The sequence below is a fragment of the Martinezella sp. CNPSo 3890 genome (assembly GCF_057784455.1).
Genome location: NZ_JBXSOR010000001.1, coordinates 769,156 through 791,543 on the forward strand (window position 1 = coordinate 769,156; position 22,388 = coordinate 791,543).

The 22,388-nt window shown below is 59.5% G+C and carries 25 protein-coding genes; 17 read left to right on the top strand and 8 right to left on the bottom strand.

The annotated features are described in order from the left end of the window. Positions 1–34: 34 nt before the first annotated feature. From AC13RC_RS03775 to hemB, 4 genes are all read right to left on the bottom strand, one after another. The gene (locus tag AC13RC_RS03775) at positions 35–931 is read right to left on the bottom strand and encodes a DMT family transporter (protein ID WP_488556534.1); all 897 of its coding nucleotides are present in this window, start codon (positions 929–931) and stop codon (positions 35–37) included. Next, complete coding sequence (locus AC13RC_RS03780) at positions 932–1,711, bottom strand: arginyltransferase (RefSeq protein ID WP_069616237.1); 780 nt, start codon at positions 1,709–1,711, stop codon at positions 932–934. Between the two features lie 181 nt (positions 1,712–1,892). Then, positions 1,893–2,351: an RDD family protein gene (locus AC13RC_RS03785; protein WP_113354708.1), complete on the bottom strand. Its 459-nt coding sequence runs from the start codon at positions 2,349–2,351 to the stop codon at positions 1,893–1,895. Between the two features lie 179 nt (positions 2,352–2,530). Further along, positions 2,531–3,544, bottom strand: a complete 1,014-nt coding sequence (gene hemB / locus AC13RC_RS03790; protein WP_488556535.1) for a porphobilinogen synthase — start codon at positions 3,542–3,544, stop codon at positions 2,531–2,533. Positions 3,545–3,687: 143 nt separating this feature from the next. Between hemB and AC13RC_RS03795 the strand changes: the two genes are divergently transcribed. From AC13RC_RS03795 to AC13RC_RS03825, 7 genes are all read left to right on the top strand, one after another. Further along, positions 3,688–4,128 carry a DUF6163 family protein gene (locus AC13RC_RS03795; protein ID WP_069616240.1) on the top strand — a complete coding sequence of 147 codons (441 nt, stop codon included), beginning with the start codon at positions 3,688–3,690 and terminating at the stop codon, positions 4,126–4,128. A 133-nt stretch (positions 4,129–4,261) separates the two neighbouring features. Continuing rightward, positions 4,262–4,777: a transcriptional regulator LdtR gene (gene ldtR, locus AC13RC_RS03800; RefSeq protein ID WP_069616333.1), complete on the top strand. Its 516-nt coding sequence runs from the start codon at positions 4,262–4,264 to the stop codon at positions 4,775–4,777. A 513-nt stretch (positions 4,778–5,290) separates the two neighbouring features. Beyond that, positions 5,291–6,604: a L,D-transpeptidase family protein gene (locus AC13RC_RS03805; RefSeq protein ID WP_113329034.1), complete on the top strand. Its 1,314-nt coding sequence runs from the start codon at positions 5,291–5,293 to the stop codon at positions 6,602–6,604. Between the two features lie 175 nt (positions 6,605–6,779). After that, positions 6,780–8,078, top strand: coding sequence for a serine hydroxymethyltransferase (gene glyA / locus AC13RC_RS03810; RefSeq protein ID WP_069616242.1), 1,299 nt, complete (start codon positions 6,780–6,782; stop codon positions 8,076–8,078). Positions 8,079–8,087: 9 nt separating this feature from the next. Beyond that, a complete protein-coding gene (nrdR, locus tag AC13RC_RS03815; RefSeq protein WP_015339425.1) occupies positions 8,088–8,564 on the top strand; it encodes a transcriptional regulator NrdR in 477 nt (158 codons plus the stop codon). 2 nt (positions 8,565–8,566) lie between these two features. Beyond that, positions 8,567–9,676: a bifunctional diaminohydroxyphosphoribosylaminopyrimidine deaminase/5-amino-6-(5-phosphoribosylamino)uracil reductase RibD gene (gene ribD, locus AC13RC_RS03820; RefSeq protein ID WP_488556536.1), complete on the top strand. Its 1,110-nt coding sequence runs from the start codon at positions 8,567–8,569 to the stop codon at positions 9,674–9,676. Further along, positions 9,676–10,296 (top strand): riboflavin synthase, encoded by a 621-nt coding sequence (locus AC13RC_RS03825; RefSeq protein ID WP_488556537.1) that lies wholly within the window; start codon positions 9,676–9,678, stop codon positions 10,294–10,296. Before ribD ends, AC13RC_RS03825 begins: the two co-directional genes overlap by 1 nt. Before the next feature lie 46 nt (positions 10,297–10,342). Here the strand turns inward: AC13RC_RS03825 and AC13RC_RS03830 are convergent, their stop codons facing one another. Genes AC13RC_RS03830 through AC13RC_RS03840 form a run of 3 tightly spaced genes read right to left on the bottom strand, consistent with a single transcriptional unit; the run spans position 10,343 to position 11,911 of the window. After that, entirely contained in the window at positions 10,343–10,825 is a 483-nt protein-coding gene (locus AC13RC_RS03830; protein ID WP_488556538.1) for a GNAT family N-acetyltransferase, read from the bottom strand. 20 nt (positions 10,826–10,845) lie between these two features. Next, positions 10,846–11,364 (bottom strand): GNAT family N-acetyltransferase, encoded by a 519-nt coding sequence (locus tag AC13RC_RS03835; RefSeq protein WP_069616246.1) that lies wholly within the window; start codon positions 11,362–11,364, stop codon positions 10,846–10,848. 37 nt (positions 11,365–11,401) lie between these two features. Beyond that, positions 11,402–11,911, bottom strand: a complete 510-nt coding sequence (locus tag AC13RC_RS03840) for a cupin domain-containing protein (RefSeq protein WP_113329030.1) — start codon at positions 11,909–11,911, stop codon at positions 11,402–11,404. Between the two features lie 198 nt (positions 11,912–12,109). Between AC13RC_RS03840 and AC13RC_RS03845 the strand changes: the two genes are divergently transcribed. From AC13RC_RS03845 to AC13RC_RS03855, 3 genes are all read left to right on the top strand, one after another. After that, positions 12,110–12,565 carry a 6,7-dimethyl-8-ribityllumazine synthase gene (locus tag AC13RC_RS03845; protein WP_069616248.1) on the top strand — a complete coding sequence of 152 codons (456 nt, stop codon included), beginning with the start codon at positions 12,110–12,112 and terminating at the stop codon, positions 12,563–12,565. 3 nt (positions 12,566–12,568) lie between these two features. Then, a complete protein-coding gene (gene nusB, locus AC13RC_RS03850) occupies positions 12,569–13,051 on the top strand; it encodes a transcription antitermination factor NusB (RefSeq protein ID WP_047627120.1) in 483 nt (160 codons plus the stop codon). A 248-nt stretch (positions 13,052–13,299) separates the two neighbouring features. Beyond that, positions 13,300–15,438: a sodium-translocating pyrophosphatase gene (locus AC13RC_RS03855; RefSeq protein WP_145320477.1), complete on the top strand. Its 2,139-nt coding sequence runs from the start codon at positions 13,300–13,302 to the stop codon at positions 15,436–15,438. 79 nt (positions 15,439–15,517) lie between these two features. Here AC13RC_RS03855 and AC13RC_RS03860 read toward each other — a convergent pair whose 3' ends face one another. Beyond that, positions 15,518–16,027: an outer membrane protein assembly factor BamE gene (locus AC13RC_RS03860; RefSeq protein WP_488556539.1), complete on the bottom strand. Its 510-nt coding sequence runs from the start codon at positions 16,025–16,027 to the stop codon at positions 15,518–15,520. 280 nt (positions 16,028–16,307) lie between these two features. Between AC13RC_RS03860 and AC13RC_RS03865 the strand changes: the two genes are divergently transcribed. The 7 genes from AC13RC_RS03865 to AC13RC_RS03895 all read left to right on the top strand — a co-directional run bounded on the left by AC13RC_RS03865 (position 16,308) and on the right by AC13RC_RS03895 (position 22,242). Further along, on the top strand, positions 16,308–16,865 hold the full coding sequence (locus AC13RC_RS03865) for a ubiquinol-cytochrome C chaperone family protein (RefSeq protein WP_069616334.1): 558 nt from the start codon (positions 16,308–16,310) through the stop codon (positions 16,863–16,865). A gap of 9 nt (positions 16,866–16,874) precedes the next feature. Beyond that, positions 16,875–17,432: a YceD family protein gene (locus tag AC13RC_RS03870; protein ID WP_095434461.1), complete on the top strand. Its 558-nt coding sequence runs from the start codon at positions 16,875–16,877 to the stop codon at positions 17,430–17,432. 102 nt (positions 17,433–17,534) lie between these two features. Next, entirely contained in the window at positions 17,535–18,581 is a 1,047-nt protein-coding gene (gene plsX / locus AC13RC_RS03875) for a phosphate acyltransferase PlsX (protein WP_113329028.1), read from the top strand. Positions 18,582–18,600: 19 nt separating this feature from the next. After that, positions 18,601–19,572 (top strand): beta-ketoacyl-ACP synthase III, encoded by a 972-nt coding sequence (locus tag AC13RC_RS03880; RefSeq protein ID WP_113354714.1) that lies wholly within the window; start codon positions 18,601–18,603, stop codon positions 19,570–19,572. 107 nt (positions 19,573–19,679) lie between these two features. After that, entirely contained in the window at positions 19,680–20,018 is a 339-nt protein-coding gene (locus AC13RC_RS03885) for an integration host factor subunit alpha (protein WP_069616254.1), read from the top strand. A 230-nt stretch (positions 20,019–20,248) separates the two neighbouring features. Then, the gene (locus AC13RC_RS03890; protein WP_069616255.1) at positions 20,249–20,794 is read left to right on the top strand and encodes a MerR family transcriptional regulator; all 546 of its coding nucleotides are present in this window, start codon (positions 20,249–20,251) and stop codon (positions 20,792–20,794) included. A 341-nt stretch (positions 20,795–21,135) separates the two neighbouring features. Then, positions 21,136–22,242 carry a porin gene (locus tag AC13RC_RS03895; RefSeq protein WP_183811772.1) on the top strand — a complete coding sequence of 369 codons (1,107 nt, stop codon included), beginning with the start codon at positions 21,136–21,138 and terminating at the stop codon, positions 22,240–22,242. Positions 22,243–22,388: the final 146 nt, after the last annotated feature.

The window sequence follows — 22,388 nt, forward strand, 5'->3', positions numbered from 1 at the left end:
AATAACATGGTTATAACATTGGCTGACGATCATTTCAATGCACAAGGCTTTGCGCGGTGATTGCTGCTCTAGCCTTGAATCGCGCCTGCCAGAGCGAGTGGGCGGCCAGCGCCAGGATCAGGATGGCGCCGCCGGCCAGCGTCATAGTGGTCGGGGCCTCCGAGAAGATCATCCAGACCCAGATCGGTGCCAGGATCGTTTCCAGAAGATAGAACATCGCTACTTCCGGCGCCGAGAGAAAGCGTGTGCCTGTCGCAAGGCACCAGAAGGAAAGCGGCATCAGCACGGCGCCATCGAAAAGGATCCAGCCTGGATGGGCGATGGAAAAGCCGGAGGGAGCCACGTGATAGAGGCCGACGGCGGCTGGGATGATCGCTGCCAGCAAGGAAGCAAAGCCCATATCCCGCCCCGAGGCGCGGCTGATCGTGATTGCGCAGGCGATGGAAAGCGATGCGATCACCGAAAGGGCATCGCCAAGCAGGTGCCCAGCCTCCATGCCGTCGCCGACGATCAGGCCAACACCGAGGATCATCACTGCCATGGTGATGAAGGTGGACACGGCAGGTCGCTCTTTCAGGAAAATCCAAGACAGCAGCGCGGTGAACATTGGGTTGAGCGCGATGATGAAGACCACATTCGCCGCCTTGGTATAATAGACCGCGAGAAGAAAAGTGATGGTGGTCAGTCCGTAGAAGAAGCCGACGGGAATCCCAAGCCAGCCCGGCAGTACGCCTTGCAACGAGCCTGTGACCCGGCGGATGACGAAAAGAGCTGCGAGTGCCACGACGATGGTCGCAAGGCTGCGTGCCGACAGCACCGACCAGACTTCGCCGCTGGAAAGCCGGATCAAGGGAATATCCATCGATAGCGCCAGGCCGCCGAGCGTCGTCAGCAGCAGGCCCTTCTTGTGGTCCGAAAGCTGGGAGAACATTCAGCGGACGGTTTCTTTGTCGCCGTCGGCGGCCGGATCAAAGCGCTCCCATCCGCGTGGGGTGAGATGCTCCTGAGGCTGGAAGCGCGTCTTGTAGTCCATCTTGCGCGAGCCTTTGACCCAATAGCCGAGATAGACGTGCGGCAGCCCCAGGGCCTTCGTCCGCTTGATGTGGTCCAGAATCATGAACGTGCCGAGCGACCGCGCATCGAGATCGGGATTGAAATAGGAATAGACCATGGACAGTCCGTCGCTCATTACATCGGTCAGAGCCGCAGCCAGTAGCTCGCCCTTCGGGCGCTGCTCCAGGCCCGATCCTTCCTCGCGGCGGCGATATTCGATGATGCGCGTGTTAACATGCGTGTCCTCGACCATGATCGCATAATCGAGGACGGTCATGTCGGACATGCCGCCTTGCTGATGACGATAGTCGAGATAGCGACGGAAGAGCGAATATTGCTCGCTGGAGGGCTGCGCCGGAAATTCGGTGGCGATGATATCGTTGTTGGCGGTCAGTACCCGTTTCATCGATCGGGTGGGCTCGAATTCCTGGGCGAGGATGCGTACCGATATGCAGGCCCTGCAGGATTCGCAGGCGGGACGATAGGCGATGTTCTGCGAGCGCCTGAAGCCGCCCTGGGTCAGAATATCGTTCATCTCGGCGGCGCGCGGACCAACAAGGTGCGTAAAGACCTTGCGTTCCATTTCGTGCGGCAGGTACGGGCAGGAAGCCGGTGCCGTCAGATAAAACTGCGGAGATGGCGTCGACTGCGTGTTCATCTGCCGTTGATTGACCTTTCTCTCGGCACCCGTTTTCTACAAGCATGGCCCAAGTTTAGAAAACGTCAACTACGTCCTTCGCTAAAGATCGAAGTTTCCTAATTGACCATGCACAGAAATATCTCCCGCGCGCGCCATGGCCCGTGGGAAATCGTGGGGTGCCCTATGCTTATGCGTTGTTTTAGGCCGTCCGGGCGATGACCGTGCCGAGCAGCAGGTCATGCACAAGCCGGCTGCGGTCGGTGAAGAGACCTACCAGCAGGATAAGCGGCGTCAGGACAGAGTTCAGGATCCAGAACAGGGCCAGATGGACGATCGCGGTTAGGAAATCCATGCGCCGGCCGTCGACTCGAACCATGGTGAGGCCCATGGCGCGCATGCCGAGCGACGCCTGATAGGGGCCGCCAAGCGTCCACCCGAAGTAGAGGCCGGCAACGAGAACGAACAGCACCGGATAAAGGAAGAAGCCGAGCCCCAGTGTCAGGATCGAAATGAAGAACAGCAGTACGGCCGCCGGAATGCACAGCAGCGCGACGATGATGTAGTCAACGATGAAGGCGAAGATGCGCCGGCTCAGCACGCCACTATAGGCGCGCCAGTCATCCGGTGCTGCATAGAGCGGGCTGGGGTTCAGGCTCATCGTTTTGCTCCTTCGCACTAGCCCCCGTCAATTCTTCAGATCCGCAAGGGGCCAATGCCAGTTAAAGATCCCTCTGCGACTTTTGTGCGACCGGTAGGCACGCAAAAGTCGCGGCGGGGAAACATTTGCCGAACATATGGTATCGGCTTCAGTAAATACAATAAGTGGGCGGCCTGACGTTATTTCTTCGCCAGATGTCTCGCCACATCGACAGCGAAATAGGTGAGGATGCCATCGCAGCCGGCGCGCTTGAAGGCGAGCAGGGTTTCGAGCATTACCTTCTCGCCGTCGATCCAGCCGTTGGCCGCGGCAGCCTTGATCATAGCGTATTCGCCGGAGACCTGATAGGCGAAGGTCGGAAGGCCGAAGGCTTCCTTCAGCCGCCAGCAGATGTCGAGATAGGGCAAGCCGGGCTTGACCATCAGCATGTCGGCGCCTTCCTCGACGTCGAGCGTCGCGTCGCGCACGGCCTCGGTGCCGTTGGCGGGGTCGATATAATAGGTCTTCTTGTCGCCCTTCAGCAGGCCACCGGTCGAGATCGCCTCGCGGTAGGGGCCATAGAAGGCAGAGCTGAATTTCGTCGCATAGCTCATGATGCCGACGCTCTGGTGGCCGGCTGCATCGAGTGCCTGGCGGATCACGCCGATGCGGCCATCCATCATTTCCGAAGGCGCGATGATGTCTGCTCCGGCATCCGCTTGGTAGACTGCGGCACGCGCCACCTGTTCGACCGTCTCGTCATTGACGATCTCGTTGCCGCGAAGGATGCCGTCATGCCCGTGGCTGGTGAAAGGGTCGAGCGCGACGTCTGTGATGACGCCAATGTTCGGCACGGCCTTCTTGATTGCGGCCGTGGCGAGATTGATGAGATTATTCTTCTCGAGACTGTTGGAGCCGGTCTCGTCGCGCAGTTCCATCTCGATGTTGGGGAATGTCGCGAGCGCGGGAATGCCGAGATCGGCTGCCTCCTTGGCCGCTTCCACAGCTTTGTCCACGGTCATGCGGTTGACGCCGGGCATGGCCGGGATGGGCTCGACGATGCCGGTGCCTGGGATCACGAAGATCGGCCAGATCAGATCGTCGACCGTCAGCCGGTTTTCCTGCACGAGACGGCGCGTCCAATCGGCCTTGCGGTTGCGCCGCATGCGCCGATGACCGGTGATCTCGTCAACGAGATGCGTCTTGTTCTCCATGATGCCGCCATCCTTCTTCGTCTATTTATGGCATTCTCTATGGGGCGCGTACCTATCACGCCGTCCCCAGGATTCAAAACAAGGCGAAAGGCCGCAGCCATTATATTCTGGCGAGGCACGTGCCTCCTACGTATTGTTCGCGCATGGAACCTGATTCTTCGACCGTACCCAAGAATACGCTGACGGACATCCTGTTCGTGCTGTTCCTGCGGCTGATCGCGATCGCCTGCTTCTGGCTCGGCCTGCAATACTGGGCGATGCTGGTCGGCTATTCGCTGGATGGTCACGCCCGCTTCGATCTGCTCGCTCTGCCCTGGAAGGTCGCGGGTGCCGGGCTTGCCGTGGTTTTTCCGGTCGCAGCCCTTGGATTATGGCTTACAGTTTCCTGGGGGCCGGTCATGTGGGTGCTGGCTGCAGGCGGGCAGGGGCTGATGTATGGCGTCTGGCCGGAGATATTCGGATCCAATCCGCTGATCATGATCTTGCATGCCTGTGTCGCGGTGATTTATTGCGCTTTCCGCGTCCTGCTGTGGCAGGAGAAACGCCGGCGTCGTCGGCAGCAGGTAATGGTTGATTTACCCTGAGACAGCAACACTTCCTGGTAAGGTGCTGTTAAGCCTGCAGTTTAAGTAGAATTTTATGTGTATTCGATAGGGTCTCACTCAAGGCGGGAAGAAAACGACACCGCCAAACAAAACAGAGTGAGGCCAAGTCATGATGAACACGAAAATCAAGCCGCAGGCAGTTGCAAACGCTCGGGATCAGCAGGTTGATGACATCCGGGCCCTCTACATGGAATCCCTTCACCTGGTCGAGCGTCTGCACCGCCGCCTGCTTGATGTTATCAAGGACGAGTTCGACCGCCAGGGTCGCGACGATGTCAACGCCGTACAGGCACTTCTCCTTTTCAATATCGGTAATTCCGAGCTGACGGCCGGCGAACTGCGCTCCCGCGGTTTCTACCTCGGCTCCAACGTTTCCTATAACGTCAAGAAGCTGGTCGACCTGGGCTTCATCAACCATCAGCGCTCGCGCATCGACCGTCGCTCGGTCCGCATCAGCCTGACGGAAACCGGCCAGGATATCGCCGAAACCGTCGCCAAGCTCTATGAGCGCCATATCGGCTCGATCGACAAGGTCGGCGGCATCGGCACGGACGAGTTCACCCAGATGAACAAGCTCCTGCAGCGTCTGGACCGCTTCTGGAACGATCAGATCCTCTATCGCCTGTAAGTAGCGGGCAGGGACAGATCCCAAGGCCTTCCAGTCAAAGCAAGCTGGACACGTTCCCTGCGTGTCCGGCTTGAACGCGTTGACGGTTCGGCCGTTGTGCGTTTTTTGCCACGTCCGCGCTTCACCTTCCGTCACATGTAACGTCCCGGGCGGCTAAGCCATTGACGCAAGATCAGGACACGCTATGAACCACGCGCAGCTGTGGTATTTTAGCAAATGCAGTTTGGCTTTTCTTTCGCACTCGCGCGGCAAAGCAAGTTTCATGCCGTGAGACACGAATTGGCCATATTGCTATGACAGCGGAAATCGACTGCAGGCAGCGTTCTCGAAATACGATCTTCCGACCTGAAGGTCTTGGCTTCGCGATATTGTGATAGTTCGTGGCCAAGTTTTTGGTGGTGCATTAAGGGAACGGATTGATACTGAGCCACGTTACTTGGCGCAAGCTTGCGCTATTTACTGCTTCCTCTCTAGGCTGCGCATGATTGGATCGCAGCGTTGAACGGTTAGGATATGTCGAAGAAAAACGGAATTGAACCCTTTTCGCGCCGCGCTTTCCTGCGGTCGGCTGCAACTCTTGGCGCTGCTGCACTGGCTGCTCCGGCTCTCGCGCAAAACGCGACCCCACTGGAAGCGCTGATCAACGACCGTTCTCGCGGCAATTGGGATGATCAGTTCGACGCCAAGGCTGCGGCGCGCACCGCCGCTGCCGTTCAGTCGAACACGCCAATTCTCGGGCCAGATTCCGTATCGAATATTCAGCAGGCGATCGCGCAATATCAGAGTATTGCCGCCAACGGCGGATGGCCGCAGATCAATCCGACAAGCCAGCAGCCGCTGCAGCTCGGTGTGACCGATCCGGCGGTACAGTCGCTGCGCCAGCATTTGATGATCACCGGCGACCTGCCGCGTGAGGCTGGTATCTCCTCTGCCTTCGACTCTTATGTCGACGGTGCGGTCAAGCGCTTCCAGGCCCGTCACGGACTGCCGGCAGATGGCGTCCTGGGCGATTTCACGCTGAAGGCGATGAACATCCCCGCCAATGTCCGCCTGCAGCAGCTCAACACCAATCTTGTTCGCCTCCAGACGTTCCCGTCCGACCTCGGCCGTCGTCACGTCATGGTCAACATCCCGGCGACACGTGTCGAAGCCGTCGAGGATGGCCAGGTAGCGTTGCGCCACCAGGCGATCGTGGGCCGTGAATCGCGGCCGACGCACATCATCAATTCGAAGATCTATGAGGTCATCCTCAACCCGTACTGGACGGCGCCGCGCTCCATCGTCGTCAAGGACATCGTGCCCTTGATGCGCAAGGACCCGACCTACCTGACGAAGAACAACATTCGCCTTCTCGACGGCAAGGGCCAGGAAGTGGCCCCCGAGACGATCGACTGGAATTCGGACAAGGCGCCGGACCTGATGTTCCGTCAGGACCCGGGCAAGACGAATGCCATGGCATCCACGAAGATCAACTTCTATAATCCCAATAACGAATACATGCACGATACGCCCGAGCAGGGCCTCTTCAACAAGCTAATGCGTTTCGACAGCTCGGGCTGCGTGCGCGTCCAGAACGTACGCGACCTCGCAACCTGGCTGCTGGCTGAAACGCCAGGCTGGCCGCGTCAGCACATCGAGCAGGTCATTTCCACCCGCGTCAACACGCCGATCAAGCTGGCGACCGAAGTGCCTGTCTATTTCGTTTATATTTCGGCCTGGAGCGCCCGCGACGGCATCGTCCAGTTCCGTGACGATATCTATAATCTCGACGGCAATTCCCAGTTGGCGCTCAATACGACTGAGGGCATGGAGCAGCCGGTTCAATAATCGGCATTCCAATTGCAATTCTTATCGAAGCCGCGTTTTCGGACGCGGCTTTTTCGTGTGTCGGTGTCAGCTATCGTAGTTTGCCCAGCAAATGTCGCTGGTCGTATTGCTCTCCGGCGACCCGGGCGTTAATACCGTCTGCATTGCCGTTCCGGCCCGTTCAGGAGCTTTCACGATGACCAACGCGTCCACCGAACCCTTCTTCAATCGCTCGCTTGCCGACACCGATCCGGAAATCTTTGGCGCGATCGGCAAGGAACTCGGTCGCCAGCGGCACGAAATCGAACTGATCGCCTCGGAAAACATCGTCTCGCGCGCCGTTCTGGAAGCGCAGGGCTCGATCATGACCAACAAATATGCCGAGGGATATCCGGGCAAGCGCTACTACGGCGGCTGCCAGTTCGTCGATATCGCCGAAGAACTCGCCATCGAGCGCGCCAAGAAGCTGTTCGGCGTCAACTTCGCCAACGTCCAGCCGAACTCCGGTTCGCAGATGAACCAGGCCGTCTTCCTTGCACTTCTGCAGCCGGGCGATACCTTTATGGGCCTCGACCTGAATTCGGGCGGCCATCTGACGCATGGTTCGCCGGTCAACATGTCCGGCAAGTGGTTCAACGTCGTGTCCTACGGCGTGCGCGAAGGCGATAACCTGCTCGACATGGATGAAGTGCAGCGCAAGGCCGAAGAGCACAAGCCGAAGCTCATCATTGCCGGCGGCACGGCCTATTCCCGTATCTGGGACTGGAAGCGCTTCCGCGAGATCGCCGACAGCGTCGGCGCTTATCTGATGGTTGACATGGCCCACATTGCCGGTCTCGTCGCCGGTGGCCAGCATCCGTCGCCGTTCCCGCATTGCCATGTCGCCACCACGACCACGCACAAGTCGCTCCGCGGCCCGCGCGGCGGCATGATCCTCACCAATGACGAGGATCTGGCAAAGAAGTTCAACTCGGCCGTCTTCCCGGGTCTCCAGGGTGGCCCGCTGATGCACGTCATCGCCGCCAAGGCCGTTGCCCTCGGCGAAGCGCTGCAGCCCGATTTCAAGGACTATGCCGCCCAGATCGTCAAGAACGCCAAGGCTCTGGCTGAAACGCTGATTTCCGGCGGCGTCGACGTTGTCTCTGGCGGCACCGACAACCACCTGATGCTGGTAGACCTGCGTAAGAAGAATGCGACTGGAAAGCGTGCGGAAGCCGCACTCGGCCGCGCTTACGTCACCTGCAACAAGAACGGCATTCCGTTCGACCCCGAAAAGCCTTTTGTCACCTCCGGTGTCCGCCTCGGCACGCCGGCCGGCACGACGCGCGGCTTCAAGGAAGCCGAGTTCCGTGAGATCGGCAATCTGATCATCGAAGTGCTCGATGGCCTGAAGGTCGCCAATTCCGACGAAGGCAATGCTGCCGTCGAGGCTGCCGTGCGCGAGAAGGTGGTCAAGCTCACCGACCGCTTCCCGATGTACGGCTACATGGGCTAAGGAGAGCGCATGCGCTGCCCTTACTGCGGCTCAGAAGACACTCAGGTCAAGGACTCGCGCCCAGCGGAGGACAATACGTCCATCCGCCGTCGGCGCATTTGTCCGGATTGCGGCGGCCGCTTCACCACCTTCGAGCGCGTGCAGTTGCGCGAGCTCATGGTTATCAAAAAGACGGGCCGCAAGGTGCCGTTCGATCGTGACAAGCTGGTGCGCTCCTTCGAGATCGCGCTACGCAAGCGTCCGGTCGATCGTGACCGGATCGAGCGTGCCGTGTCTGGTATCGTCCGCCGCCTCGAAAGCTCGGGCGAAACCGAAATCAGCTCCGAGCAGATCGGTCTGCAGGTGCTGGAAGCGTTGAAAAGTCTCGATGACGTCGCCTTCGTGCGCTACGCCTCCGTCTACCGCGATTTTTCGCATGCGGAGGATTTCGAGCACGTGATCGACGAGATCAACGCCAAGATCGCCCGCGATCCGCTGGACCCTTGACCATGGTGTTGCGGCCCGAAGACGAGCGTTTCATGGCCGCGGCCATCCGCCTGTCGCGCCGGCATCTGGGACTGACCTCCACCAATCCGTCCGTCGGCTGCATCATCGTCAAAGATGGCGTAGTCTTGGGCAGCGCTGTGACAGCGCTTGGCGGGCGGCCGCATGCCGAACCTCAGGCTCTGGCCGAGGCGGGGGAGGCGGCGCGGGGCGCTACCGCCTATGTGACGCTGGAACCCTGTTCTCACTACGGCAAGACGCCGCCCTGCGCCGAGGCGCTGATTGCCTATGGCGTGGCACGCGTCGTCATCAGCGTCACGGATCCCGACCAGCGCGTTTCCGGGCGTGGCATCGCCATGCTGCGCGATGCGGGCATCGACGTCGACGCCGGCATTCTGGAGGCGGAAGGCAGGCGGTCTCTCGCCGGCTATCTCATGCGCCAGACGAGAAACCGGCCCTATGTGACTCTCAAGCTTGCCGTTTCCGCCGATGGCATGATCGGCAAGTCGGGCGAGGGACAGGTGCGCATTACCGGCGATATCGCGCGCGCGCAGGTGCAGATGCTGCGCGCCGAAAGCGACGCCATTCTCGTCGGCATAGGCACGGCGATATCAGATGATCCGGAGTTGACTTGCCGGCTTCCCGGCCTGGAGGATCGTTCGCCGCTCCGTATCGTCATCGATGGCGAACTGCGGCTGCCCCTCGGCAGCAAGCTGGTCCGGACGGCCCGGCAGTATCCGGTGATCGCAGTTGCCGGCCATCCGCCGTCCTTCGATGACAATACCGATGCTGCGTTCCTCGGACGGCGCGCGGCGCTCGATGCTGCAGGCGTCGAGGTGTTGCAATCCAATTCCAGCGAGCCGGGAGAGCTGCTGGAAGCGCTGGGTACGCGCGGCATCTCGTCCCTGCTGGTGGAAGGTGGCGCCAGGACGGCGCAGCGCTTTCTCGACGCCGGGCTCGTCGATCGCATTCTGCTGTTCCGGGGGCCGGCCGATATCGGCGAGGGCGGTATTGAATCGCCGGTCCTTAAGTCCAATATCCCAGCTGATTTTATGCATGTCGGCGAGAGCCGCTTCGGCGACGATCTCTGCGACGAATACGAGAGAGGTTTTTGATGTTTACCGGAATTGTCACCGACGTCGGCACGGTCGAATCCATTTCCCCGATGCAGGAAGGCATCAAGCTGCGCGTTGCCACCAATTACGATCCGGCGACGATCGACATGGGCGCATCCATCTCGCACGCAGGCGTCTGCCTGACGGTGACCGGATTGCCGGAAGAGGGCAGCAATGGACGCTGGTTCGAGGTCGAGGCTTGGGAAGAGGCCCTCCGCCTGACGACCATCGGCAGCTGGGAGGCCGGGGCTAAGATCAATCTCGAGCGTTCCCTGAAGATCGGCGACGAGCTTGGCGGCCACATCGTGTCAGGCCATATCGACGGCAAGGCGGAAATCCTATCGGTGACATCAGAAGGCGAGGCCACCCGCTTCCGCCTGCGCGCGCCGGAGCATCTCGCAAGATTCGTGGCGCCGAAGGGCTCGGTCGCGCTTGATGGCACCTCGCTCACGGTCAATGCCGTCGAGGGTACGGAATTCGATGTGCTCCTGATCCGCCACTCCCTGGAAGTCACCACCTGGGGCGAGCGCAAGGCTGGCGATTTCGTCAATTTCGAAGTCGACACCATGGCCCGCTACGCCGCTCGTCTGGCGGAATTCCCTGTCGCCCGTGAGGACTGAGTGTTACAGGCTCGCTGCGGCAGGGCGCCGGCCGCGCCTCGGCGACTTACGCGAGCATTTTTTCCATCAGGAAGTTCGAGAAGATCTGGCCGCGCTTTTCTACCTGTTGCGCGGTCACGACGACAAAGCCCTTGCGCTCGAAGAAGGGGCGGGCCGTCAGGCTCGCTTCCGTGAAGATCCGTTGAAGGCCCCGTTCGCGGGCCGCATTTTCGACGGTTGCAAGCAACAGGCTGGCGACGCCTTTTCCCTGATAATCGGGCGAAACGAACATCATATCCAGGCAACCATCCGATTTCAGATCGGTAAAGCCGATGGGTTTCGAACCGTCCATCGCAAGCCAGGTCGGCCGGCTCGCTCGATATTGTGCCCATTTTTCTGCATCATCGACTTTCGCCCAGGCAGCGATCTGGGCCGGGTTGTAGTCCTTGGACGCCACCTCGCGAATGGCTCTCAGGAAAATGTCGATCGTGGCTTCGGCGTCATCCGGTTCGTAAGGTCGGACGGAAAACCTGTCCTGCAGAGCCGGCATGATAGTTCTCCCCGCAACGCCTAACGTTCGAATAGGACGTTGGACCTGTCCTTGAGCACGAGTTCGCCGATACGGCGGAAGCCGATTTTTTCGGCAACCCGTATCGACGGCAGGTTCTCGAAATCCACGATGCAGGTCATGCGACGGCCTGCGAACAGTCTGTCCGCCCAGGCAATCGCCGCATTCATGGCTTCCGTAGCATAGCCCTTGCCCTGCATCGGCGGCGTAATGCCCCAACCGGCCTCCAGCGTGCCTTCCGTCATCGGCGTCATGTCGCGATGCAGGTCGAGGAAGCCCACTTCGCCGATCAACCGGCCGCTTTGGCGTTCTTCGACGGCAAAGAAACCGAAGCCGAGATGATGCCATAGGCCGGCATAGCGTAACAGTCGGGCCCAAACCTGCTCGCGTGTCGGCATCTCGCCGCCGATGAAGCGGACAATCTCCTTGTGCTTCCAGAGCTCGAGGAATTCATCGAAATCATCAAGCGTATGGCCGCGCAGCAGAAGCCGGTCAGTCGTCAATGTTGGGATATGGGTCATCGGGTCAGGTCTTTGCCGAAAATGTTTTTGGTGATGGTCAGTCGTCCGAGGCGCCGGGCTCGCCGTCCCAGTAGTCGAGGTTGGTGGCAGCGGCGCGGCCGATGGCGCGGAACGCCGTCTTACCGCCGCTATAGGTCTTGGCCAGGAACTTGCCGGAATCGGGATATTCCACGATCTCGGTCCGCGCCTTCGTCGAAATGGCGAGATAGGTGAGCACGCTGGGGCCGATGTTGATCAGCTGGTGTGCCGTTTCCGGGCCGCCGGCCGGAGCTCCAAGAACATCGCCCTTGCTGACCGTGATACGCCGGTCGCCGAAGCGGTATTCGCCTTCGCCGTCGAGAATGACGAACATCTCCTCCTCGACATGATGATTGTGAAATGGACAGCCGGATTTGCCCGGGGGCACCTCGTTGTAGCTGATGCCGAGCTGCTTCAGCCCGAGCTTCGCCCCGAAGGACGTGTCGCTGCCGGCAAAGAAGCTGCCTTGCTGCCAATGTTCCAGTTCAAGCTCGCCGACATTGATGGCGGGTGTGGATTTCTCTGTCATGAACCTCCCCCTTGCAGGCTGCAAATTATTACCGAAGCGGTTACGTGTGCGAAAGCCACAATTTCCGCGGTGCGCCGATCATTTCCAAATAGGGTCGGAATCGGCCCGCGCCATTGAAAAACACTTGCCAAGCGAGGCTCGCCGTGATTTGACCCGGGCCTAACAAGGTGCCGCGCCCTCTCAAATTGCAGGTGATGTATGACCAGCTCTTCCAACGCTCATATCCTTATCGTCGAAGCTCGCTTCTATGACGATATGGCCGATGCACTGCTCGACGGCGCCAAGGCCGCTCTCGATGAGGCAGGCGCGACCTATGACGTCGTTACCGTCCCCGGCGCGCTGGAGATCCCCGCAGCAATTGCCATGGCGCTAGATGGCGGCGACAATGGTAATGTGGTTTATGACGGCTATGTGGCTCTCGGCATGGTTATCCGCGGCGAGACCTATCATTTCGATATCGTCGCCAATGAATCCTCGCGGGCTCTGATGGATCTGGCCGTCAGCGAATCTCTTGCGATAGGCAATGGTATCCTCACCGTCGAGAACGATGAGCAGGCATGGGCGCGTGCGCGCCGTTCGGACAAGGACAAGGGCGGTTTTGCCGCCCGTGCGGCGCTGACCATGATCGCGCTGAAAGAGAAGTTGGGTGCATAATAGATGAGCAATCAGGATAACGAGCGACCGGCCAAGCCCGCCAACCAGCGGGGTGCCGCACGTCTTGCGGCGGTTCAGGCGCTCTATCAGATGGATATCGGCGGAACCGGCGTTCTGGAGGTGGTGGCTGAATACGAGGCCCACCGCCTCGGGCAGGAGCTGGATGGCGAGACCTATCTGAAGGCTGACGCATCCTGGTTCCGCTCCATCGTGTCGGGCGTCGTGCGTGAGCAGACCCGGCTCGATCCGCTGATCGGTTCCGCGCTTCAGGATGACTGGGCGCTGTCGCGTCTCGACAGCACCGTGCGCGCTATCCTGCGCGCCGGCACTTTCGAGCTTATCGACCGCAAGGACGTGCCGGTCCCGGTCATCGTCACCGAGTATGTCGAGATTGCGCATGCCTTCTTCGAGGAGGACGAGCCGAAGCTCGTGAATGCCGTGCTCGACCGAATCGCCAAGCAGGTTCGCGGCGAAGCGAAGAAATAGGCTTCGCCGGACGTTCAGATCGCGATGTAACGCATTTTCGTTTTCTTCGTTCGCGCCTGATTTCATCTTCGAATATTCTTTTGAACCTCCTGCGGGTGTTTTACCTGCGGACGGTCTTGACGCGACGTTTTCCCGCCATCAATCTCGCAACTGCACATCAGCCGATCTCCTGGAGGAGGGGACCGATCGTTGTCGCAGGCGGCCGGGGGAGGAGTAAACCGCCGGCTTTTTTGGAGGGAAAAAGCGAAATGTCGATTCTTTTAGGAGTGATCGCATGCGGACTGCTCTCGGTCATCTATGCCGTATGGGCAACCCGGTCGGTGCTCGCTGCCGATCAGGGCAATGCCCGCATGCAGGAGATTGCCGGGTATATTCGTGAAGGAGCGCAAGCCTATCTGGCGCGCCAATATAGAACCATCGCCATCGTCGGGATCATTGTTTTCATCGCGGCCTGGCTCCTCTTGTCGGCCGAAGCCGCGTTCGGCTTCCTGATCGGCGCAATCCTCTCAGGCGCCGCAGGTTTCATCGGCATGCATGTCTCCGTGCGCGCCAATGTTCGTACCGCGCAAGCCTCGTCGCAGAGCCTGTCTGCAGGCCTCGACATTGCGTTCAAGTCCGGTGCCATCACCGGCATGCTGGTTGCAGGTCTCGCCCTGCTCGGCGTCTCCATCTACTTCTATGTGCTTACCGGCATCCTCGGTCACGAAGCGGGTTCGCGTGACGTGATCGATGCGCTCGTCGCCCTTGGTTTTGGCGCCTCGCTGATTTCGATCTTCGCCCGTCTCGGCGGCGGTATCTTCACCAAGGGGGCCGATGTCGGCGGCGACCTCGTCGGCAAGGTCGAGGCCGGCATCCCGGAAGACGATCCGCGCAATCCCGCCACGATCGCCGACAATGTCGGCGACAATGTCGGCGATTGCGCCGGCATGGCAGCCGACCTGTTCGAGACCTATGCGGTGTCCGTCGTTGCGACCATGGTTCTCGCCGCCATTTTCTTCGCCGGCTCCCCGATCCTCGGTTCGGCCATGATCTACCCGCTGGCGATTTGCGGCGCCTGCATCATCACCTCGATCATCGGCACCTTCTTCGTCAAGCTCGGTGTCAATGGTTCGATCATGGGCGCTCTTTATAAGGGCCTCATCGCGACCGGCGTGCTGTCGATCGTCGGTCTGGCCGCAGCCACCTCGCTCACCATAGGCTGGGGTTCGATCGGCACCGTTGGCGGCTTCGACATCACCGGCACGAAGCTCTTCACCTGCGGTATCGTCGGTCTCATCGTCACGGCGCTGATCGTTGTCATCACCGAATACTACACCGGCACCAACAAGCGGCCGGTCAATTCCATCGCCCAGGCGTCGGTTACCGGTCACGGCACCAACGTCATTCAGGGCCTTGCCGTCTCGCTGGAATCGACGGCATTGCCGGCGATCGTCATCGTCGGCGGCATCATCGCCACCTACCAGCTCGGCGGCCTGTTCGGCACGGGTATTGCGGTCACCGCCATGCTCGGCCTTGCCGGCATGATCGTCGCGCTCGATGCCTTCGGTCCGGTGACGGACAATGCCGGCGGCATCGCGGAAATGTCGCATCTTCCGCCGGAAGTGCGCAAATCCACCGATGCGCTGGACGCGGTTGGCAACACGACCAAGGCCGTCACCAAGGGTTATGCCATCGGTTCGGCCGGTCTCGGTGCGCTCGTGCTGTTTGCCGCCTATTCGAACGACCTGCAATATTTCGCGGCGCACGGCGACAAGTTCCCGTATTTCGCCAATGTAGGCACGATTTCGTTCGAGCTTTCAAACCCCTACGTCGTTGCCGGCCTGCTGTTCGGCGGTCTGATCCCCTATCTCTTCGGCGGTATCGCCATGACGGCCGTCGGTCGTGCCGCCGGTTCGATCGTGGAAGAGGTGCGCCGGCAGTTTCGTGAAAAGCCCGGCATCATGCAGGGCACGGAGCGTCCCGATTACGGCCGCGCCGTCGATCTGCTGACCAAGGCTGCCATTCGGGAAATGATCATCCCGTCGCTGCTGCCGGTTCTGGCGCCTGTCGTCGTCTATTTCGGCGTCCTGCTGCTGTCCGGCTCCAAGGCCTCTGCCTTTGCCGCTCTCGGCGCCTCGCTGCTCGGCGTGATCATCAACGGCCTCTTCGTCGCCATCTCGATGACGTCGGGCGGCGGCGCCTGGGATAACGCCAAGAAGAGCTTCGAGGACGGTTTCGTCGACAAAGACGGTACGCGCCACATGAAGGGCTCGGAAGCTCACAAGGCATCGGTGACGGGCGACACCGTCGGCGATCCCTACAAGGATACGGCGGGTCCGGCCGTCAATCCGGCGATCAAGATCACCAATATCGTCGCCCTGCTGTTACTTGCGATTCTCGCCGGGTAAGCGAAGCAGACCGAACGCAAAAAGAAAACCCGCGGGGCGCAGTGCCCCGCGGGTTTTTCGTTGAGATACCGTCCCGGTCTTATTGGCCCGGGTTGAGGTTGTTGAGGAAGTTCCTTGCGCCGTTGACGCCGCTGCCGCTGCCCTGGAGGATCTGCTGCAGGAAGGTGATGTCGCGACCACCGGTCGGGGTCGTGCGGCTGATCATGTCGAAGACCTTGCCGTCCTTCAGCGTGTAGTTGGCTTCCTGCTTCACCACGCCGTCCTTGTCGAAATAGATCGCCAGAATGTTCTGGTCGACCAGCTTCGGCTTCATGAAGGCGACGGCGCGCGTACGCTTCTGGGAGATGTAGTAGAAGACCTCGCCATCGAAGGTTGCGGTGGTGGAAGGCGTGCCGAGCGACAGCAGGACCTGTTCGCGGCTCGAACCGACCGGCGCGAGCGCCAGCGACTGCGGGTCGAAGATGTAGCCGTTGTTCATGACCTCACTGGTCTTGCATCCCGAAAGGCCTATGGTCGCAATCACCAGGGCAATGGCGGCAGCGCTGCTGAAAGTAATGTCAGACTTGAAATACCGTCTGGTCAACGACATCTCATCTCCCCTAATGAATCAATCCGATGGCCGGACGGCCGATATGACCTTGCTGTGCACATCATTGTGGCCTTTCCGCGATGGCAAAAGGCACAATCATGTTGTTCGGCACTCTTCGTCACCGATCATGCACAACGTGACGACGGTAAGGGCTGGAGCCTCGAAGCGGGCACAAACGGCATTGCAATTCGCGCTTGCTTCGGTAAACCAGCTTTTGCGTGGATGCAACAAGGCCAAGCAAAAACGGCGCGCTCTGAGGGAGCCAATTCCGGGAATTTTCATGATTTTTGGGCTCTTCCGTAAAAGAAATCACAATCAGATCATCGTGGTCAGGCAGTATGAGATCCTGACATCCATGGCGCGGCAGCCGGTTTTCTATACCGACTACGAGGTGCCTGATACGGTGATGGGGCGCTTCGAATTGCTGTCTGTCATGATGATCCTGTTCTTTCGCCGCACGCGGTCTTCGGCAACAAGCGGCCAGGAGCTGGCGCAGGAAATCGTGGATGCCTTCTTCGAGGATATCGATTATTCGATCCGCGAGCTCGGTATAGGCGACAACAGCGTGCCGAAGCGCATGAAGAAGCTGGCCGGCATGTTTTATGGACGGCTCGAAAGCTATGCGGGTGCCATGGATAGCGATGATCGCACCGCGCTTGCCGCGGCGCTACAGCGCAACATCTATCCCAAGGCGAATGAAAATGCGGCATCCATGCGTTCGCTGGCCGATTGGATGATGATCGCAGAAGCGCACTTGGCGACCATAACCGAAAATCAGATCGCTACCGGCTCGGCGACGCTGCCAGTGCCAGATAAAGTCGGCCAACGGGCCGGTTAGGAGATAAAAATGAAAAGACACGACTCCGATGAAACGCCGTTCTCCTATCCGGTGAAGGTGGGGCATATCTCCGCCAATCCGGTGGATGTGCACCTCGAGGCTGACGATCGCGAACTGGCCGGGCTCGCTGCTCTCTGGGATGTTCTCTCGGTCGGCAAGCTCGAAGCCGACCTCAAGATTTCTCGCTGGAAGCGCGACGGCGTGCGCATCAAGGGCAATGTGAAGGCAAAGATCGTTCAGGCTTGCGTTGTCACACTCGAGCCGGTCGAATCTGATATCGACGAGGACTTCGAGCACATCTTCGTGCCCGAGGATTCCAAACTGGCGCGTGCGCCCTCTGTGGATGCCGGAGAAATGATACTTGATCCCGATGGTCCGGATCTTCCGGAGACCTTTACCGGTGACACGATTGATGCCGGCGCGGTCGTTGCGGAATTTGCCGCTCTCGCCATTGATCCCTATCCGCGCAAGCCTGGCGTCGAATTCGAAGCGCATATTGAAGACACGGGCGAAGATGACAGAAAACCGTCGCCCTTTGCTGTTCTGAAAGACTGGAAAAAGGAATAGGCCCCGGTGCCGTTCGAGCACAATTCAGTTGTAACCGGGGGAGAAAACGGTATTTTGACGCCAAATTCGCCCGTCGCGGCGGAGAAAAAGGACTAGGGACGCGTGATCAGAATTTCTCTTGACCTAATGGGTGGCGACTTCGGCCCTGAGGTTGTTGTTCCCGGCGCGGCCAAGGCGCTGGATAGGCATCCCGATATCACATTCGTCATGTACGGACAGAAGGAACGCTGCGAGGCGGTCCTCGCCAAATATCCCAAGCTTCGCGAAAAATCGGTCTTTCACGAATGCGAAGTGGCCATCAGCATGGATGAAAAGCCGAGCCAGGCGCTTCGCCGCGGCCGCTACGTCTCCAGCATGTGGCGCTCGATCGAGGCGGTGAAGACGGGCGATGCTGATGTCGTCGTGTCCGCCGGCAACACCGGCGCGCTGATGGCGATGGCGAAATTCTGTCTCCGCACCATGGCCAATATCGAACGTCCGGCAATCGCGGCGATCTGGCCGACGCTGCGCGGCGAAAGCATCGTGCTCGATGTCGGCGCCACGATCGGCGCCGATGCCCAGCAATTGCTCGACTTTGCCCTGATGGGCGGCGCCATGGCACGCGCGCTCTTCGAGATCGAGCGCCCCACCGTCGGCTTGCTGAACGTCGGCGTCGAGGAAATCAAGGGACAGGAAGAAGTCAAGGACGCCGGCCGCCTCATTCGCGAAGCCAATCTCGAATCGCTTGAATATTCCGGTTTCGTCGAGGGCGATGATATCGGCAAGGGCACGGTCGACGTCGTCGTCACGGAAGGCTTCTCCGGCAATATCGCGCTGAAGGCGGCCGAAGGCACGGCAAAGCAGATCGGCGCCTATCTGCGCGCCGCCATGTCGCGCACGCTGCTTGCGCGCATCGGTTATGTCTTTGCCAAGGGCGCCTTCGACCTGCTGCGCGAGAAGCTCGATCCCAGCAAGGTCAATGGCGGCGTCTTCCTTGGCCTGAACGGCATCGTCATTAAGAGCCATGGCGGTGCGAATGTCGAAGCCTTCGCAGCTGCCATCGATGTCGGCTACGATATGGCCAAGAATGGGCTCACGCAGAAAATCGAAAACGATTTGAAGAGATATCATGCCAAACGGCTGCCCCCTATCGGGCCGGAAGCGGCATGAGAGACGGGGTATACGCAGAATGATCCGTTCAATAGTCCGCGGTTTTGGGGCGGCGCTCCCCAAACGCGTCATGACCAATGCCGAGATGGAGCAGATCGTCGACACGAGCGACGACTGGATCGTCCAACGCTCGGGCATTCGTCAGCGCTACATCGCCAGTGAAGGCGAAACCACGGCGTCCCTGGGCGAGCAGGCGGCACGCGCCGCTCTCGCCAATGCCGGTTTGACACCGGATGATCTCGATCTGATCATCGTTGCCACCTCGACGCCGGACAATACTTTTCCCGCAACGGCGGTGAATATCCAGAACCGGCTCGGTATGCATCATGGCTTCGCCTTCGATGTCCAGGCCGTCTGCACCGGCTTCGTCTATGCGGTGACCACGGCTGACGCCTATATTCGCGGCGGCCTTGCCAAGCGCGTACTCGTCATCGGCGCCGAGACATTTTCCCGCATCCTCAATTGGACCGACCGCACGACATGCGTCCTCTTCGGTGATGGTGCCGGCGCGCTGATCCTGGAGGCTGGCGAGGGAAGTGGTGCCAATAGCGATCGCGGCGTGCTGACGGCAAGCCTGCGCTCCGACGGTTCCCATAAGGAAAAGCTTTATGTCGACGGCGGCCCGTCCACGACGGGAACGGTTGGTGTCCTGCATATGGCGGGTCGTGAGGTCTTCAAGCACGCCGTCGGCATGATTACCGACGTCATCCAGGCCGCATTCGATGCAACGGGCACCACGCCCGACGATCTCGACTGGCTCGTACCGCATCAGGCCAACCGCCGCATCATCGATGGTTCCGCCAAGAAGCTCGGAATTGCTCCCGAGAAGGTTGTGGTCACCGTGGACCTTCATGGTAACACATCGGCTGCATCAATTCCGCTTGCGCTCGCCGTTGCGGCAGGTGATGGACGAATCAAGAAGGGCGACCTGGTGATGCTGGAGGCTATGGGTGGCGGCTTCACCTGGGGCGCGGTCCTGCTGCGCTGGTAGTGCCACATCTCTAAAAGCCGTTCCGAACAAGAGCTTGACCGTGCGGCGCAACGGCAATAGTCTCGCGAAACTTGAAGAAGATTACGCAGCAATATGGGCGGGGAGCTATGACGGGCAAGACAGTGACGCGCGCAGACCTGGCGGAGTCGGTATTCCGGAAAGTCGGTCTCTCCAGAACGGAGTCGGCGGAGCTCGTCGAGACTGTGATCGATGAAATTTGCAACGCCATCGTGCGTGGGGAAACGGTAAAGCTCTCCTCGTTTGCGACATTCCAGGTGCGTGACAAGAATGAGCGCATTGGCCGCAATCCGAAAACCGGCGAGGAAGTGCCGATCTCTCCGCGGCGTGTCATGACCTTCAAGGCGTCGAACGTCCTCAAGACCCGCATTCTAAAAGCACATGCGAGCCGCAAGGCGAAGGCCAAGCCGGTAAATCCTGCCTCCTGATCCATCCTTGGGATTTCTGTTTTCGCTCGGCCGCATGCCTTGTCGTGCGGTCGCGCCAGTGCATCTTCAGTGTTGATTTGTCGCCAGCCTGTGCAGCGGCTGAAGATGTGACTTGAATTTCCACCGCCAAACCGTTGAAATATGGTGAGTCGTATCATGGAGCGATACGAATGCCGACATCCGCTTTTGCGTGATCCGGCCAAACGGTGCTGCATGTGCAGTGTGGGAGTATGATGATGGACAAGAGCCCGGATGCATTTCGCACGATCAGCGAAGTCGCGGAAGACCTTGATCTGCCGCAACATGTCCTACGGTTCTGGGAGACCCGGTTTCCGCAGATAAAGCCGATGAAGCGGGGTGGCGGCCGGCGCTACTATCGCCCCGAGGACGTCGACCTGTTGAATGGTATCCGCCATCTCCTCTACGATCACGGCTATACGATCAAGGGTGTTCAGAAGCTTTTGAAGACCAACGGCAACAAGTTCGTCATCGCTGTCGGGCATGGTGATCTGGCCAGTGTGGAAGCGCTTGCGGCGGCCCAGGAGCCTGCCGCCATGGAGCCCCGCGTTGCCTCCGCCAATTCCGACGAAGACCAGATCGTCGGCCGCGCCAAGGCGCCGATCAGCCGCCGTTTCTTCAATTTCGTCAGCGGTGACGATGGCGTGCCTGACGTCTCCATTGGCAAATCGAGCGTCGGCAAGGAAGATCGCGCTTTGCTTCAGGAGACGCTTTACGATCTTCTGGAATGCAAGCGTCTCCTCGATCAGGTGCGATAAGACTGCCCACGCCCCGGGTCGCACGTATTGGGGATTGCGTTTAAAGCATATTATGTTGCAGGTGTATGCATTCTCTTGTCCGATGCATGTTTCGGCTACCTGTGGTGCGTTCGTTTTGTCATTGCGACAGGCATGTGACATTTTTGTCACGTCTGCCACTCTTCTGCGTTGTAGGAATTAGTTCGGCAGCCTTATTAACTTGCTGGGGCAAGCTCACGGGTTCAGTTTGACGGCGAAGCTTATTGCTTCGCCCTGTTTGAGGGGAACAGTCAGGCTATGGAGGGGCACGCTGTTGTCTGCCGGGAGACTCCATCTCTGACGGATAGTCGAATGGAGACACCATGAACATCAAGAGCCTTCTTCTTGGCTCCGCCGCTGCCATCGCCGCGGCGAGCGCCGCCCATGCCGCCGACGCCATTGTCGCTGCGGAACCCGAACCGCTGGAATATGTCCGCATCTGCGATGGATATGGCACAGGCTATTTCTATATTCCCGGCACTGAAACCTGCCTGAAAATCGGCGGAAAGGTTCGCACGGAGGGCGAGTGGTATGACGCCTATAATCCGCGTAGCAAGGTCGGCACGCTCTGGCATGAGCGTGTGGAGCTCAACGTCGATACGGCGACCGACACCGAATACGGCCCGTTGAAGACCAACACCATCTTCCGCTGGGAGTGGAACGATGGGGGCGCGACATCCTCGAAGCTGCTGTTTGCCAATATCAGCCTCGCCGGCTTCACGGTGGGTAAGCTCGATTCGCAATTCAATCTTTACGCCGGCTATGCTGGCGATGTCATTAACGACGACGTGATCTATGACGGCCCGTATGAACTTAATCAGCTGACCTATAAATACGAGCCGGACAATGGCTTCTCGGCTATGATCTCGCTGGAAGACTCCAATTCCACCTCCGACGGTGAGGCCTCCTACGGTGCCGGCTGGTGGACGGATGACAAATCCAACCACTATGCTCCCGACGTCGTTGCCGGCCTCGGCTATAAGGCGGGCAACTGGGGCATCAAGGTTGTCGGCGGCTATGACTCCATCGTGGAGGAGGGTGCCATCAAGGCTCGTCTCGATGCCAAATTCGGTGGCGTGGAAGCCTTCCTGATGGGGGGCTGGAATACGGACGGCGACAAGCTGAACAAATATGCAGGCACGAACCAGGACATCTCAGCTTGCACGAGATCGAACGGTACGGTGAATGCCGCCAAATGTGGTTGGGGTGACTGGGCGCTTTGGGGTGGCGTCGGCGTCCCGATCAACGACAAGCTGAAGTGGAATCTGCAGCTTGCCTATACCGAATCCAAGATGTTCGAAGCGACCACAAACCTCAAGATCTATCCGGTGAAGGATTTCCTCATCGAGCCGGAACTGACCTATGTGCGTTACGACTATATCAAGGATGATACGGTCGCCGGTATCCTTCGTTTCGAACGGAACTTCTGATCTAAAACACGCCCGCCGTCTCGATGGGCTGCGGGCGTGCAAATCGGATATCAAGGCCCCAACGGGGTCTTTTCATTTTGCACTATGCTGCTATCCGGCCGTTAAGCACGATGCCATCCTTGCGTGCAGTTTTGCCACGATTTGAC